Source organism: Providencia sp. 2024EL-00732 (genome assembly GCF_044006275.1).
GTDB lineage: Bacteria > Pseudomonadota > Gammaproteobacteria > Enterobacterales > Enterobacteriaceae > Providencia > Providencia huashanensis.
Genome location: NZ_JBIPDG010000005.1, coordinates 24175 through 39486, shown reverse-complemented (window position 1 = coordinate 39486; position 15312 = coordinate 24175). Strand labels below are relative to the sequence as shown.

The 15312-nt window shown below is 38.5% G+C and carries 15 protein-coding genes and 1 tRNA gene; 6 read left to right on the top strand and 10 right to left on the bottom strand.

Annotated features, from left to right (window positions below; genetic code table 11):
- Positions 1–54 precede the first annotated feature (54 nt).
- A complete protein-coding gene (locus ACHB7C_RS10250; protein WP_166685172.1) occupies positions 55–360 on the top strand; it encodes a hypothetical protein in 306 nt (101 codons plus the stop codon).
- A 412-nt stretch (positions 361–772) separates the two neighbouring features.
- Here ACHB7C_RS10250 and ACHB7C_RS10245 read toward each other — a convergent pair.
- From ACHB7C_RS10245 to ACHB7C_RS10235, 3 genes are all read right to left on the bottom strand, one after another.
- A tRNA-Pro gene (locus tag ACHB7C_RS10245) sits at positions 773–849 on the bottom strand.
- 73 nt (positions 850–922) lie between these two features.
- Positions 923–2638, bottom strand: coding sequence for an LPS biosynthesis-modulating metalloenzyme YejM (gene yejM / locus ACHB7C_RS10240; RefSeq protein ID WP_042843396.1), 1716 nt, complete (start codon positions 2636–2638; stop codon positions 923–925).
- A gap of 21 nt (positions 2639–2659) precedes the next feature.
- Positions 2660–2887, bottom strand: a complete 228-nt coding sequence (locus ACHB7C_RS10235; protein ID WP_004911940.1) for a YejL family protein — start codon at positions 2885–2887, stop codon at positions 2660–2662.
- A 242-nt stretch (positions 2888–3129) separates the two neighbouring features.
- Between ACHB7C_RS10235 and yejK the strand changes: the two genes are divergently transcribed.
- On the top strand, positions 3130–4131 hold the full coding sequence (gene yejK, locus ACHB7C_RS10230; protein WP_042843397.1) for a nucleoid-associated protein YejK: 1002 nt from the start codon (positions 3130–3132) through the stop codon (positions 4129–4131).
- 136 nt (positions 4132–4267) lie between these two features.
- On the opposite strand, the gene rplY is transcribed toward yejK, so the two are convergent.
- Complete coding sequence (gene rplY, locus ACHB7C_RS10225) at positions 4268–4549, bottom strand: 50S ribosomal protein L25 (RefSeq protein ID WP_042843399.1); 282 nt, start codon at positions 4547–4549, stop codon at positions 4268–4270.
- Between the two features lie 165 nt (positions 4550–4714).
- Complete coding sequence (locus ACHB7C_RS10220; protein WP_206227080.1) at positions 4715–6472, bottom strand: DEAD/DEAH box helicase; 1758 nt, start codon at positions 6470–6472, stop codon at positions 4715–4717.
- A 223-nt stretch (positions 6473–6695) separates the two neighbouring features.
- Between ACHB7C_RS10220 and rsuA the strand changes: the two genes are divergently transcribed.
- From rsuA to ACHB7C_RS10205, 3 genes are all read left to right on the top strand, one after another.
- The gene (gene rsuA, locus ACHB7C_RS10215; protein WP_129466080.1) at positions 6696–7403 is read left to right on the top strand and encodes a 16S rRNA pseudouridine(516) synthase RsuA; all 708 of its coding nucleotides are present in this window, start codon (positions 6696–6698) and stop codon (positions 7401–7403) included.
- 18 nt (positions 7404–7421) lie between these two features.
- Complete coding sequence (locus tag ACHB7C_RS10210; protein ID WP_042843402.1) at positions 7422–8606, top strand: Bcr/CflA family multidrug efflux MFS transporter; 1185 nt, start codon at positions 7422–7424, stop codon at positions 8604–8606.
- A gap of 681 nt (positions 8607–9287) precedes the next feature.
- Positions 9288–9629, top strand: a complete 342-nt coding sequence (locus tag ACHB7C_RS10205) for a hypothetical protein (protein WP_042843404.1) — start codon at positions 9288–9290, stop codon at positions 9627–9629.
- A 280-nt stretch (positions 9630–9909) separates the two neighbouring features.
- Here the strand turns inward: ACHB7C_RS10205 and mepS are convergent, their stop codons facing one another.
- Complete coding sequence (gene mepS, locus ACHB7C_RS10200) at positions 9910–10494, bottom strand: bifunctional murein DD-endopeptidase/murein LD-carboxypeptidase (RefSeq protein ID WP_166685170.1); 585 nt, start codon at positions 10492–10494, stop codon at positions 9910–9912.
- Between the two features lie 704 nt (positions 10495–11198).
- Positions 11199–11798: a YrbL family protein gene (locus tag ACHB7C_RS10195; RefSeq protein WP_042843407.1), complete on the bottom strand. Its 600-nt coding sequence runs from the start codon at positions 11796–11798 to the stop codon at positions 11199–11201.
- 326 nt (positions 11799–12124) lie between these two features.
- Here ACHB7C_RS10195 and ACHB7C_RS10190 point away from each other — a divergent pair, with 326 nt between their 5' ends.
- On the top strand, positions 12125–12469 hold the full coding sequence (locus ACHB7C_RS10190; protein ID WP_042843408.1) for a hypothetical protein: 345 nt from the start codon (positions 12125–12127) through the stop codon (positions 12467–12469).
- A 120-nt stretch (positions 12470–12589) separates the two neighbouring features.
- Here the strand turns inward: ACHB7C_RS10190 and yeiP are convergent, their stop codons facing one another.
- From yeiP to ACHB7C_RS10175, 3 genes are all read right to left on the bottom strand, one after another.
- On the bottom strand, positions 12590–13162 hold the full coding sequence (yeiP, locus tag ACHB7C_RS10185; protein ID WP_042843409.1) for an elongation factor P-like protein YeiP: 573 nt from the start codon (positions 13160–13162) through the stop codon (positions 12590–12592).
- 151 nt (positions 13163–13313) lie between these two features.
- Positions 13314–14558, bottom strand: a complete 1245-nt coding sequence (mtr, locus tag ACHB7C_RS10180) for a tryptophan permease (protein ID WP_042843410.1) — start codon at positions 14556–14558, stop codon at positions 13314–13316.
- A gap of 161 nt (positions 14559–14719) precedes the next feature.
- A complete protein-coding gene (locus ACHB7C_RS10175) occupies positions 14720–15157 on the bottom strand; it encodes an NUDIX hydrolase (protein WP_129466077.1) in 438 nt (145 codons plus the stop codon).
- Positions 15158–15312: the final 155 nt, after the last annotated feature.

Sequence of the window (15312 nt, the reverse complement as noted above, 5' to 3'; positions counted from 1 at the left end):
TTAGCTAATGCTCTTGCTCAGGTTAATGTTAATTGTCCAGATACTGGTAAGTATTTGATCTCTATTAAGCCAAACAATGCTCTAGTGGATGGAAATTATACTGGAATGGTGCTGGACCCGTTAGATGGAAATTCAGATGATTTGCCTTATATAGCCACATCGATTGATGCGACTGCTAAAGGTGATGAAGTTTGTATTGCTGACTCTTCTCAAGCCATTAATTATACAAAAAGTAAGCAGATTTATAGCTCCGTTGGGGGAAATTTTATTCAAGGGTTAAACTTTGCTTTATGCGTTAATGGAAAAATAGCTCCAGGAAAATACCGCGGTAGCTTAGATGTCAATTTTCTGGTTGGATAATACAGTTTCTGTATAGCTTATATTCCGTATTAGGTCGCTTATGCGGCCTTTTTGTTCACTTCAATTTATACTCTTGCTAACCTAATACTCAGTGGGAATCTATCACTTCTAGGCTTGTAATCTTAATACGCTTCTTAATTGGGGATTTTGGCTTTATTTTGGTCTTTACGGTTAGTTACCATGAATTAAAACCAGCAGGGGAACGTGAAGCAAATCTTATTAAGTACTTTTTTGTATTAGGTTCATTCCTATCAATGTCTGCAAATAAACACTAATACGCCAGCTTGAGTGGTTGGGGCACTTTGATATTGAAATAGAAACTATTGCGATGGAGTTTTACCCCCATTTTACCCCGCTTAAAATTTAGGCATAAAAAAACCAACCTTAAGCGGTTGGTTTCTCTATAAAAAGTTGGTCGGCATGATAGGATTTGAACCTACGACCCCCGACACCCCATGACGGTGCGCTACCAAGCTGCGCTACATGCCGAACTTTGTTTTATACTACTCAATTTGTCTCTAAAAGCAATAGACTAATGATACGACTGGTTGATATTTAAGCATTAATTCTCATTAAAACGCTTTAATTCTGTGAAAATTTTCAACAGCTCAGCCAAATCTGGTTTTTCGTCTTTTTCGATAGCCCCTTGCTTATCGTAGATATTAAACTGACCATTATGATCCATATAGAGCGTGGCGGTATCGGTAGTAATAACGACATCATCATTGTCACCAGTGATCACCCATGGATAAACGCGTTGATTACTAAACAAATCCTCACCCTGACTATAATCATCAGGCGGGTTGTTTACATGTAATAAACGCTGCATTAACGTGGTCATGACATCTTGATGGCTTGTAAGCTTATCAATCTGTTGAGCGGGTGTATTTGGCCAATAAATAAATAATGGCACTTGCATTTTGTCACGATTGAAGCGTTTATTATTCAACCATTCATTTTCTGCTTTTCCATTGTTATTGTAATTTGCAGTCACGATAACAATGGTATTTTGTAAGCGACCATCACGTTTTAATGTAGCCATCACACTGTTAATTTGTTCATTGGTTTTTGCGCTACCAGGGGCCCCTTTAATATTAAGGAAAGAGAACCAAGGGGAATCGTGTTTCAAATTACTTAGCCAGTGATTCCATTGTGAGATGGTTAAATTGTCGTTATCTGCAGTTTTTGCAGGTAACGAGTAGTCAGATAAAATAGCTTGCCTAAATAAAGGTGAATTGAATCCATCGGTCGAGAATAAACCAAATTGATAACCTTGGTGTTGCAGAGCCGAAATTAAAGCGGATGGATGCCTACCGTTTAAAATGTTATCAAAATAAGTTGATGATATTCCATAGAATAAGCCAAATAATGCGGTATCGTTACGCAAACCCGTTGTATAGTGGTTGGTAAATTGCGTACTAATCTCTTTAAACGCATTAAGTGAATTCATTGAATCCTGCTGGGACTTGTCCCCGAGGTCATCAATCACTAACAACAATAAGTTATAGCCAGCACCTTGGTCATAGTAACTTAACGGTTTTAGTGGGTAGTTTAGTTTCAATGCCGTAGGGCTACCTTGTTGGAATACGCGGTTTTGATGTTCGGTTAAGTTTAATAAACCATACTTATCAAGTAGCTTACGTGCCGTCATTGGTTGCGATAATGGGTAATTATAGCGTTGCATAGTAATAGGGCGATAAAAGTTGGCATCAGCCCAAGCATACATAAGGTGTGACATAATAAAAGTCACAATAAAAATACTCGCAAGCGGCTTACCAAAAGTTTGCCGGTTTAGGCTACGAAGTTTTTGCCAGCTCCAAGTGGCAAATAGCATCTCAAGTAGAAAGATAATAGGGATGCTAATAAACATTAACTGCCATTCACGGGCCATCTCCCCCTTGGTTGGGTTGATGACGAGATCCCAAACTTGTGGTGTTAGGTGAAGGCCGAACTGACTAAAAACACGTATATCAAAAATTAACAGTGTCATCCCTGCTGTCGCAAGGGCAACACAAAGTAGCCTCAGTAGCCTCTGAGACATCACAATAAAGGTCAGTGGAAAAATAATGAGTAGGTAAGCGGCAAAGACCACAAAACTAAAATGACCTAACCAACTGACGAAAGCATAAACACGACCAGTTAAGGTATCTGGCCAATCAAAAATAAACAGATAGCTACTGCTTAGTACAAGACTAAGCAGTATATTGAATAGTGCAAACCAGTGTCCCCAACCAATCATGGCAGAGACTTTGTCACGGTAGCGCAGGTGGGTGACCATACTGTTTATTTCATTAATCAATTAGTGTGATTGATCTTCTTTAACAGAAGAAAGTAATGCGTTTGCAAAGGATTCTGCAATCATTTTACGTTGCGCTGGCGCAACAGAAGTATTGAGCAGATTCGTTACCATATTACCTAACACCATAAGGGAAAGGTCAACAGGTGTATGGTTTTTTTCTAACACACTCACGAGGTCAGAAAGTAAACCTTCAACTTTTTCATCACTATAGCGAGATGATTGTGGCATAAATTGAGACATCCTAAATTAATGAAAGCTCCATATCATAGCGTATAGCTGCTGTTTTTTCTTCTTTCTTCGCAACAAATTTTCGTTTAAGTGATAATAATGTTTATTCAGATTCGTAAAGTGCGTATTAGTTCAGCATTTTGAGGTTGAAAAAAGAACAAATGATAGTTTCTATTGCAGAGTGATAATATCAGTGTTTGAATACGCGCGACAATATTTCTGCTATAAAAAAGGAGCCAACAATGAGTCTGGAAATTACCCAGATAGCTTTACATCAGTTGATTAAGCGGGATGAACAAACCCTTGAGGTGATGTTACGGGATTCTTTATTAACAGCGGATGATGTCGTACAGGACATGATGGCAGAATTACACCGAGTCTATAGTGCAAAAAGTAAAGCATTCGGTGAGTTTAATGAAGAAAGTGAACTGGCTGATGCTTTAAAGTTACTGCGTAAAGGTGAAGAAGAGTTTTTAGGTTTCAGCCGTGCGATGACGGTACGTTTAAAGGATGAACTCGCTAAATACCCCTTTGCTGAAGGGGGGATCGTTCTTTTCTGTCAGTATCGCTACCTTGCTGTTGAATATCTTTTGATTTCAGTTTTGAGTAGTTGCGATAGCATGTTTGTCACGGACACTTTAGATTTAGGAACGACACATTATTTAGATATACCTCATGCGGATATTGTCGCTCGTATTGATTTAACCGAGTGGGAAACAAACCCTGAATCAAAACGTTATTTAACCTTTTTAAAAGGGCGGGTAGGGCGTAAAGTCTCTGATTTCTTTATGGATTTCTTGGCGGCTTCTGAAGGGTTAAACGCAAAAGTACAAAATAAGGGGTTAGTTCAAGCGTTAGATGATTTTTGTGACAATGCTCAAATGGATAAAAATACGCGCCAAGCGTACCGCCAGCAAGTCCATAGTTATTGTACTGAACAACTTCAATCAGGCGAGGAAATTGAATTGCAGGCATTGGCAAAAGAGTTGCCAATGGTGGAAGAGCAAAGCTTTGATGATTTCGCACGTCAAAATGATTATCAACTAGAAGAAAGTTTTCCTGCTGATAGAGGAACACTAAAGCAACTGACCAAATTTTCAGGAAGTGGAGGGGGGATCACTATCAGTTTCGATGCTATGTTGATGGGGGAGCGTATTTTTTGGGACCCAGTAACTGATACATTAACTATTCGTGGTACCCCACCTAATTTGCGTGACCAGTTACAACGACGTGGTAGTAAGTAAAATTACTGAAGTAAAATTAGTTCTTTGCCAGAATAGCGAAGGCTAAAAATAAATACCCTAGAAATAAATAACGCCGCAATTGCGGCGTTATTTACTCGGCGTCCCGAAATTTCTAAAGCTCGGCTGTGGGCTTTAATTAAGCGCGCAGGAAGTCAATGTGCGTCACTTTTGGCTTAAATGGGTGACGTTGAACAGCCTGAACTTTTACTTTAGTTTCTTTACCATCGATAACCAGATTCAGAACTTCGTAAAATTCTGCTTTGCTTTCTTGGTTAATGATTTCATCGTGGTTTAAAGTCACAGAGATAGGCTCTTGGTTGCCACCGTAAACGATAGCTGGAAGTTGGTTATCTCTGCGCAGGCGGCGGCTCGCACCCTTACCCTGCTCTTTACGTTCAATTGCATTGATAGTTAACATTACTATTTCTCTATAAAAAGAAAAGATAAATCCTGCTACAGGCGACCCAGCAGCAGGTTCGAGATTTGGCCTAAGAATATTTCATTCAGAGAATGTGATATATGAAGGCGGGCGGCATTTTAACGAAAAATCCGCCATCCAGCAATCATTAAGATCGCCTTAGCTTTAAGATAGGCTGTCAGCAACGCGAAAACGCCCTTGATAATCGAAGATTTTTTCACGTATTTCCCAATAGCGTTCTTTTTTCCGAGCCACGATAAATTGTGGATAACGTAATAATGATTGTTGTAATAAAATATCATTAGCATTATTCCACTTAAATGGAACCCCAGGCGCACGTTGATGTTCGCGTAAAAATCGAAATTCAAAGGCTTGTCGCTGAGCTGGTGTTGTTAAACGAAACCTTTCAGAAACGCTGGTTCCGTCCTCATCATAATAATTAATCTTAAGCCATTCACCTTTTGCATCATGCCCTGTCAACAGTTGCATCCCACCGCAACGTAAAATTAGGGCATCCTTTAATTTAAGTGCAGCTTTTAGCATATCATCAGGGTCAGTGAGGACTTCTTGGCATTGTTGGCAACGACGTGCGGCAATATCATTTTCTGCGCCACAATGGGGGCACTGTTTAAATCGAAAACGGAATTCACATTGTTGTTTTTGTCCGTGTTGATTTTCTTCCCAACCTTGGCAGCGACGACCATAGTGTTCGATAATTTGCCCATCAGAAGTGCATTTCCCCCAAAAAGTATTGGCAAATTGGCATAATGGGCAAAAAACTTGCACGGGTACACTCGTTGAATTGGGTTTACTTGAGCCGACTTCCGGTCGAAATAGGTCATGAGGGTTGCCTGCATAATCTAAAATGAGGCATTTTGTTTTCCCGGTGGCAAGTCGCAGGCCTCTGCCGACAATTTGTTGATACAAGCTTACGGATTCGGTAGGGCGTAAAATAGCTATTACATCAACATGGGGGGCATCGAAGCCCGTGGTTAATACAGAAACATTGACTAAATAATGTAATTGCTTGTTTTTGAAACGTTGAATGATGTCTTGCCTATCAGCAGCGGGGGTATCTGCCGTCACAAGCGCAGCCGTATTTTTAGGTAGATAACCCAGTATTTCCTTTGCATGTTCTACTGTTGCCGCAAAAATCATACAGCCTTGTAATGGCGTTGCATACTCAACAATTTGAGAAACGATTTTTGGCGTGATCCTTTGTTGCTTTTTAAGTGATAAATTGAGCTCTTGTTCATTAAAAATACCAGATGAGCTCAGTGAAACCTGACTAAAGTCATATTGCAAAACGGGCATATCCAACCGTTCAGGAGGGACGAGAAACTTATTTTTAATCATATAATGTAGTGGCAATTCATAAATACATTCACGGAAAAAACAGTTTTCATCGCCCCGCACCATACCATGATAGTGGTATTGGTAAATCCAGCCACTGGCAAGCCTATAAGGCGTCGCTGTTAACCCCAAAATACGTAACGTAGGGTTATGAATTTGTAAGGCTTGAATAATTTGCTGGTATTGGCTTTTGTCATTCAGGCTGATACGGTGGCATTCATCAATGATAATTAAAGAAAAGTGAGTATTGAAAGCATCAAGGTTCCGGGCAACCGATTGTACACTCCCAAATACGACCTTACTTTGTGAATCTTTTTGATTCAGTCCAGCGGCAAAAATATCAGCCTGTAAGCCATAAGCGAGGTATTTTCCATGGTTTTGCTCAACGAGTTCTTTAACATGGGCTAACACAAGAACACGACCACGCGCAAGGCGAGCTAACTCTGCGATGACTAAGCTTTTCCCCGCGCCAGTAGGTAGAACAATAACCGCAGGTTGGGTGTGCTTGCGGAAATAATGCACTGTTGCATCAACGGCTTCTTGTTGATAAGGACGTAAAACAAAAGACATATTATTCAGTATAGAGTTAATAAGTTGGGAAAAAGGCGTTAAATTTAATTTAAAACCATGGCTCTGTCTAAAGATCTGAGTTGCTGCTAGGAAACTATCCCTTCACTAGGGTTATTGATATAATGAATTATGTGATAATAATCACAGCAACCTTTCATTCTATATTCTGACAGTTGAGTGCTATTGTACGCCTCACTGGCATTCCATCAAGTTAAGAGAATCTATGCGACTGGATAAATTTTTGTCCCAGCAATTAGGGATAAGCCGCAGTTTGGTAGCGCGTGAATTGCGCTCAGGGCTGGTGACAGTTGATGATGTAATCGTCAAATCGGGAGCCTTTCAAGTTACGACCGACCATGAAGTCGCTTATGATGGCAATGTTCTTGTGCAAGTAACGGGGCCTCGTTACTTTATGTTGCATAAACCCCAAGGGTATATTTGCTCGACAGATGACCCAACGCATCCCACTATACTTTATTTTATCGATGAGCCGCTCGCTCAAAAACTTCATTCAGCAGGGCGCTTAGATATTGATACGACAGGGTTAGTATTGCTAACTGATGATGGGCAATGGTCTCATCGGATTACATCACCAAAACATCATTGTGAGAAAACCTATCGTGTGCAATTAAGTGACGATATCGCAAATGGTGTGGCTGCACAGTTTGAGCAAGGTGTAATGCTTAACGGTGAAAAAACCGTCACTAAGCCAGCCAAACTTGAAATCATTAGTCCACGTGATGTTAGATTGACGATTAGCGAAGGGCGCTACCATCAGGTAAAACGTATGTTTGCAGCGGTGGGTAACCATGTTTGCGGCTTGCATCGGGAACGAGTCGGGGAAATATGGCTCGATGATTCGCTTGAGCCCGGTGAGTATCGGCCGTTAACTGAAGCTGAAATTAACAGTATTAATGTATCACGTAAATAAAATGCAGGAGTTTAAAGAGTGCAACAGCAGCGTTCATCCTATTTGGGGCTGATATTAATTTTAGGTTTATTATCGATGTTAATGCCATTGGCTATCGATATGTACCTACCTAGCTTTCCGACGATGATGCATTATTTTAATGTAGATGAAGGGCGTATTCAGATGACGCTTAACAGCTACATTTTTGGTTTTGCTATTGGGCAACTATTCTATGGTCCGATGGCGGATAGCATTGGGCGTAAGCCAGTAATTTTAGGTGGTGTAATTGTCTTTGCTATTGCATCTGCTGCCTGTGCAATCACGGAATCCATTGAATCATTGATCTGGTTACGGTTCTTACATGGGTTTGCTGCTGCGGCTGCGAGTGTGGTGATTAACGCATTAATGCGCGATATGTTCACTCGTGACGAATTTTCAAGAAGCATGTCATTTGTGGTGTTAGTCATGACGATTGCACCATTATTAGCCCCGATCCTTGGGGGAGAACTAATGCGTTGGTTCTCATGGCATGCGATTTTTTGGAGCATTGCAATCGCAGCAGTGATAGCGGTTATTTTAGTGAGTTGTTTTGTGCGAGAGACACTACCTGCCGCTAAACGGCAGAAATTCCATGTCGGCACTACACTCAGGCAGTTTGCGACGTTATTTAGAGCTAAACAGGTTTTGTTCTATATATTAGCTAGCTCATTTTCTTTCGCTGGTATGTTCTCGTTCTTAAATGCGGGCGCATTTGTTTATATTGATTTAAATGGCGTGTCACCGCAGCATTTTGGCTACTATTTTGGTATCAATATTATTTTTCTATTTATTATGACCACAATAAATAGCCGCTACGTTAGGCATTTTGGCGCGGAAAAAATGCTGTACTTTGGCATTATTATCCAATTTGTGATGGGGTTATGGTTGTTAGCGACGACTGCTTTTGCGCTGGATTTTTGGACTCTAGTCATTGGTGTGGCCATTTATGTTAGTGGGATAGCGATGATCACATCAAACGCAATGGCTGTTATCTTGGATAATTACCCACATATAGCAGGGACTGTCTCCTCCTTAGCTGGAACCATTCGTTTTTCAATTGGGGCTCTGGTCGGAACATTGTTATCTTTGATACCCGCTAAAAATGCATGGCCAATGGTTGGGTCAATGGTGGCTTGTGTTGCATTATCCATGCTATTTGTTTTATTGGCGAAAAGAACAAAGTAATTTCATTAATTTTTCAGTTTCACGGATGAAACTGAAAATGTCATAGATGTCTATCCTTCCTTTTGTCCGATTATTCCGAATTGATTCAGTTCATCCCATAAGATACAGCTATTCTCAATGTTTATAGCCACCTTTAATTCGTTAAATACGAATAGTAAAGTAGGGGGATTAAAATATTTGGTGAAAAATGATCTAAATCAATTACCGTTAGTAGGTAATTTGTTAAATTTATGTTTTTTATCACACCGTATTCTTTGCTGTAACAAGTTGGCAAAAATTTGTGCGTACTTCAAAAAATAGCTTAGTTATTGCGGTTTTTATGTCAAAGATGTAAAAAAAAGTTAGGTGTTTTGTGGTGAATGTTGAGTTCAAATATCAAAAAAAATTTAATATTTAATTAATTTACCATAAAAATTGATGTGCAATGATTTGTGTCACAAAAATTTAACGACATGTTGTATTTTTAATGTTATATTTAGGTTTTAGAATTTAACATTACTGTTACTTTTGTGGTTGTTAAAAACTCGGTTTGAACGATGAGTTAGTTTAAAGAGGGTTTTATTCACGTTTAAATAGTATATAAGCGTAATAGGGTTGGTTCGATCCTCGTGTTAGGTCTAGTGGGGCGGTAACCCCCGGGTCACTTGGCTAAATACTAAAATGTTTTAATAGGATATCTTTGTGGAAAAATCAGGTCTTTCGGTGGTGCACAGGCTACCGCAAAGCTACCGCTGGTTATCAGGCAAAATAGGGACTGATGTTGAAGTCGTACCTATGAATGATGTCGATAGCGATAAGCTTGTGGGGCTAAAATTACTTAGTCATGACTGTGCAACAGATTGTATTGCGATGCAGCAGTTATCTGAGTCGTTATCGGATATGCAAATTGCTAATGCTATTTTGGAGTGGCAGAAAGAAGTGTGCTTGTTCATTCACGCAAATGATGAATTAGCAGCTATGTGTCGTTTGAAAGCCTCTGGTGTGGCTATTGCAGAGCTATCATCTGGTTTTTATTGTGCTTAATTTGAGTGCAAATAAATATATATGGGTTATTTATTGATTTACGTTATTGCTAATGTATCGGTGATAGACGGTGGCGATTTGCTCTGCTGCTAAGTTGCTTTACTAAAATACAGACTGATATTATTAGGCACTTTTGCGTACAGCGTCTCTCATTTTTTTGATGGCGTTAAATAACAACCGCTAGGCTCAGAAATTAAATATGAATTACCAATAAAAAAGCTTCCAGTATCTGTTACTTGGAAGCTTTTTTATTGGTAAGGGGATAAGGTATGGCAGAAAGTTAGGACCCGTTAATGATCCGACGGCTAGCGTAGTACCTTTTGCTCCAGTAGGAATTCGTCATTTCAGAAACAATAACGCCACTGCTTGTGGAGGCGTGAACAAATTTTTCATCGCCGATATAGATCCCAACATGCTTCATTGTGCGACCTGTTTTAAATAAAACGATATCGCCAACTTTTAAATTATTACGTTTTACGCTTTTACCCGAGTACTCTTGTTCTGAGGTTGTGCGAGGGAGTTCCACACCAAACTGTTCAAAAAATGTGCGCTGAACAAAGCTTGAACAATCCACACCTTTTTTGGTTGTGCCACCGAGGCGATAAGCAACACCTTTCCAGCTTGCATATTGGTTCATGATTTTGGATTTAGTATCAACACTTTGTACTAGCTCTTCGAATTCATCTTGAGATGCCATAGTTAAAGAGTCCCCCGCGGAACCATTTAACATACGTACATCTGATTTAGCAGTATTTTGTGTATTCTTAGCTGACTTAGGATTGGTACATGCTGTGAGTGTCACGGCGATAGCAATTGCCGGTACAATGCGCCAAGCATAGCGCTTAAGTTTTTCAGATGTTAACATTCTTATATATATCCCTTACCATTCTTTTATCGCATTATCGTGTAAATAGACACGACAAAATTAAACCTATCCTTGTGAAAAACGCATTTGGCGATAAGAGTGTGTTTTTCGCAAGAAATGTTTATGACAACAATTTATAGCAAACAACCCAAACTAGGTGTTGTACGCTTTAGCCATTTTCAATGACTTATTGAGTATAGAACAGATACCAATATTTACTAAAATAATTTTACGTGAATTGGTAGCCTAACAAGCCTGAAAATAAACCTTAAAGAGCATACATAAACAAAGCCGAAATGGCGAGGCAATAGGTCTATAATTTACAAAACATTAGATAGAACTGCCTATTCACTATTGGTTTATGTGATTTCTATCATATGTAAGGGCATTTTGCGCGGTATTGCACCGTTTTGAGTAAATAAAGTATGAACTTGTTCACATTTTCTTACGTCTTGTTTCAGTCTATTTACGAAGTAAATGCCTAACATCTACCTCTAATGTAAAGAAGTTTAAATTTATCTAAGTTAGAAAGGTTTTTAGTCATCAAGTCATGCACTAATTATAGGTGGCCGTTAGGTGATTGACTTTAAAAAATCATAGCTACTGTTTATTTATCAGTATTCTGATAACAAAAAATACTTATATTGAAGTTTTGATTAATTTTAAATCTAAAAAATGAATGGTAGTAAGACAGGTATTGAAAACTATATTTTGATTTGAAATTCTCTATAAAGCCGATTTTCAAAATCTGCGAAACGACGATTTAATGTTGAACGCGCAATAGTGGTTGAAAAATAATCTAGGGGGATCAAATTGGCTGAACCAAGGTTATCAATAATAAAAAATTGTCCGTGAGGTTTATAGCCTAATTGATAAACAATATTATAAGTTTTTAGTGCCATTGTTGCTATGGCTTCTTCATAGATTGTTTTTTTAAATTGTTCATAGGCAATTCTCATATTTTTTTTATGTTTTAAAAGTATGTTTTTATTTTTTAGGTAATACTCTAATGTATGTGAAACATTCCCTGTTTTATCTTTAATGAGTTGGAAAACATACCCTAAGCCGAAATTAGTTTCTTGGGTTCCATAATAATGAGAAATAGTGTTGGTACTTAAACTTTTTTTATATAACCGCTTGTAATAGCGTATTTCTCGTAGCGTTTCTTTATCACTTCTCCCATTTAAATGCACTTTGATGCATAAATCATCATACTCTGGATGTTGATAGCAAGCACGTTGCCGACCCGCAGCTATCAACTGTTTGGGGGATAGGTAAATTTTAGTAGCAAGGTTTTTTTTCATATTAATAAATACTTATTTTATAAGTTAAATACAAAAATGATTTGTAAACAATAAATATGACGTTTTTTACAATATATAGGGCTGATTTTAATAGATAAAATTCTAAAGATGTTGCATTTCGTGTGGTAATAAAAAAGTCATTTAAATAGGTGATTTTATTTTGAGTAATAACGATTCAAAAAAATAAAAAACTACGACTATAAATGAAATCACTAATATTTCGTTGAGATTAGTATGTCGTCCTCAGTCACGCAGAGTGAAAAATATTTTAAGTATAAATAAATCACGAAAAGTGACGATAACTTAACTTTAAGAGGGCGATTCTTATGGATAACTCAGTAAAAAAAATTGTAGCGACTATTTTTACAGTAACAGTATTGGTTTCAAGTTTTTCGGCAGTAGCATCAAAAAATAGTGGGATGAAACGTGCTAGCTCTGGTGTCATTTTATTTACAGGAGCGATTGTCGCGCCACCTTGCATGATAGAAGCAACGCCTAAAAGTGTGATAACCAAATGTTGGAGTGATACTGGAGATGAAAAAACGACGTCTGTTGATATTCGAAAACTCAGAGGGCAAACAACACTACTTCCTAATTCAAAGGGAACTCAAGAGTTTAATTGGATAAACAAAGACCATACATTGGGAATCTATACGATTAAATATGATTAAACATGAGTGAAGCCGAAGAGCAGGTCGTTAGGAGGGGATAATGCTAAGTGATTGTGGCATATGCCTATGAACAATTAATTCATAGGCATATAAGGTCATAGGTTAGATAACATATTGTAATTAATCACAACGCCCCATATAACGGCGTTCAGGGATATGGATACGAATTTTTTCGCCACTCGATAAATACTCAGGAACTTGGATAGTAAGCCCTGTAGCCATAGTCGCAGGCTTAGTTCTGGCACTCGCTGATGCACCTTTAATGCTAGGTGTTGTTTCCATTATGACCATATCAACGGTTTGAGGAAGTTCTAAAGCCAAGACTTGACCTTCTATGGTAAGCACTTGCATTCCGGGCAAACCCTCTTCAGGGATGAACAATAGGTCTTCTTCAATATCTGATTTTTTGAACATGTAAGGAGTGTAGTCTTCATTATCCATAAAAACATATTCATCACCGTCAATATAAGAAAAAGTCACTCCACGGCGTGTTAACGAAATCGTTTCTAAAATATCATCTCCTTTGAAACGTTCCTCAACTTTTTGGCCAGTTTTGATATCTGTAAAACGCATTTTATACAAGGTACTTGCGCCACGAGCACTAGGTGCTTGAATATCAATATCTTTTACAAGTAGTAATTTGCCATTATAGTTAACTGCTAAACCGCGTTTAATTTCATTGGCCTTGGCCATAAATAACCTTCTTTGGGGTTGTCAAAAAGAGTGCGACAAAATTACTCGCAGATAAGCGATTAGGCAAGATGTTGCGGTTAATTTTCGGTGAAAAATTTTATGGGGGAGGGAATGGTGAATATTGCGTAAAAGCGATATTCACCAAAGGCCGTTAATAAATAGGGAGTAAACCAGCTAAAGATAGCAAATGTGCTACAGCATTAATCACACCAAATAAGATAACGAAAACAATAATAAATGTTCCACCAGGTGCTTTATAACTATTATTTGGATAGCGTACACGGCTCGCTTTTGCCATTAGAGCAGGGACAATTACCGCCCAGATGGTTGCTGCTAGCCCTGCAAAACCAATGGCATAAATAAAACCATTTGGAAAAATTAACGCAAGGATGGTAGGCGGTACAAAGGTGACTAAAACAGATTTGAAACGCCCTTGTTGATTGTCCTTAAATTTAAAGAAGTCTGCAATAAAATCAAATAAGCCAAGAGAGACACCTAAGAATGAGCTGGCTAACGCCATATAAGAAAACAGGTTTAGGAATTGTGAAATAAAACTGTTTTTCGTTGAGATATTCATTTGAGTCAACAGGGCATCAATATTATTGCCACTTTCTCTTATCTCAATAAAGGCAGAGCGTGGGATATTGCCTTGGATGGCATACTGCCACAAGATATAGATAACAACCGTAATGGTTGCTCCAAACACTAAACTCATGACTACACTGCGACTGTCTTTATTATAATATTTAACTAGCCCAGGTACATTGCCATGATAACCAAAAGAGGTTAATAAATAAGGTAATGCGGCGAGAGCGTAAGGTAAATACTGATGATCACTTTGTTCAACTTGGTTAAATAAAATGGCAGGAGAAGCCGTTGAGATCATCCCACCAATTGACATGATAAATGTGATAACCATACCACCGATTAAAATGGTACTTAACCTATCTACAGCACGAGTAGAAAGCCAAACAATAAAAGCGACGATGAAAGCAAAAATAAAGCCTGCACCCGCTTGTGGAATTTGTATATGACCTGACAAGTTTGCGGTAATGATAGAACTACCCGCGGAAATGTAGGCGTAAGTCAGTATGTAGAGAACAAAGGTGACGGATAAGCTATTAATTGAATTCCAAGTTGTTCCCAACAGGTCTTTGACCATAGTGTGAAAACTGGCTCCAGCAGGGTAATTCATATTTGCTTCTAGGATCATTAACCCCGAAAGTAACATACAAATAAATGTATAGATTAATAGCACGACTGAGCCTGAAAACCATACACCTGAAGTCACCATTGGAATTGAAAACATACCCGCACCGACTGCAGTCCCTGCGATAATCATTGCACCACCCAAGATGGAAGGGCGTTTGTGTTGTGTTGTAGTATCAACGGCCATGGTGGCTCCTAATAGAATGTTTCACTGTACTAGCTAAATGATACGGTAAGCACATGACGTTGTAAATATGGTAAAGGCAATTAAATAGGAAAAAGCGAGTAATAAGAAAGAGATGAATAAAAAACGTACAAACAAAATCGTTTATACGTTAAAGGTTAATATTAGGCTTTATGGTGATAAAGATTCTGGTTTAGCCAAAGGTCAATGGCATTGCGGCTGGCTTCAAAGTGAGGCTCAGGTAATGCATCAGGTGAAACCCACATTAGGCTTTCACATTTGTCTGTTTCCATTATTTGAGGTGCAACTTCACCATTGTATTCAACATGCATACAGATAGAGACCGTATGCTTCCCTTCTTGTTGATAAGTTTGCAAGTTATTACTGATACCAAATACGGTTGGTGCTTGAATATCAATACCGATTTCTTCTTTTATTTCACGAATAGCGCAATGTTCGAAAGTTTCCCCAGGGTCAACATGACCCCCAAAAATTGACCAGTAAGGGGCATGTTTACTGCTGCGTTTACCCATGAGTATTTGCCCGTGCGAATTGGTGATGATCACACCGACACCGACGACGACGTTAACAGGCTCAGACATATTTTCTCCTGATTATTTTATTTTTTAGCGCGCTGATTTTGCCATGGTACAACAGAAAAACAAGCAGGGAAAAATACAAATATCACTGAAAACAATATGCTTTAATGTTATAACTATGATTATATTTTAAGATACGATAATCATGATAAGGGAGA

What these genes read in the sequence shown, in the direction of transcription:
- yejM (WP_042843396.1), bottom strand. Translation starts at nt 2,638, where the DNA reads ATGGTCACCCACCTGCGCTACCGTGACAAAGTCTCTGCCATGATTGGT.
- ACHB7C_RS10235 (WP_004911940.1), bottom strand. Translation starts at nt 2,887, where the DNA reads ATGCCACAATCATCTCGCTATAGTGATGAAAAAGTTGAAGGTTTACTT.
- yejK (WP_042843397.1), top strand. Translation starts at nt 3,130, where the DNA reads ATGAGTCTGGAAATTACCCAGATAGCTTTACATCAGTTGATTAAGCGG.
- rplY (WP_042843399.1), bottom strand. Translation starts at nt 4,549, where the DNA reads ATGTTAACTATCAATGCAATTGAACGTAAAGAGCAGGGTAAGGGTGCG.
- ACHB7C_RS10220 (WP_206227080.1), bottom strand. Translation starts at nt 6,472, where the DNA reads ATGTCTTTTGTTTTACGTCCTTATCAACAAGAAGCCGTTGATGCAACA.
- rsuA (WP_129466080.1), top strand. Translation starts at nt 6,696, where the DNA reads ATGCGACTGGATAAATTTTTGTCCCAGCAATTAGGGATAAGCCGCAGT.
- mepS (WP_166685170.1), bottom strand. Translation starts at nt 10,494, where the DNA reads ATGTTAACATCTGAAAAACTTAAGCGCTATGCTTGGCGCATTGTACCG.
- ACHB7C_RS10195 (WP_042843407.1), bottom strand. Translation starts at nt 11,798, where the DNA reads ATGAAAAAAAACCTTGCTACTAAAATTTACCTATCCCCCAAACAGTTG.
- ACHB7C_RS10190 (WP_042843408.1), top strand. Translation starts at nt 12,125, where the DNA reads ATGGATAACTCAGTAAAAAAAATTGTAGCGACTATTTTTACAGTAACA.
- yeiP (WP_042843409.1), bottom strand. Translation starts at nt 13,162, where the DNA reads ATGGCCAAGGCCAATGAAATTAAACGCGGTTTAGCAGTTAACTATAAT.
- mtr (WP_042843410.1), bottom strand. Translation starts at nt 14,558, where the DNA reads ATGGCCGTTGATACTACAACACAACACAAACGCCCTTCCATCTTGGGT.
- ACHB7C_RS10175 (WP_129466077.1), bottom strand. Translation starts at nt 15,157, where the DNA reads ATGTCTGAGCCTGTTAACGTCGTCGTCGGTGTCGGTGTGATCATCACC.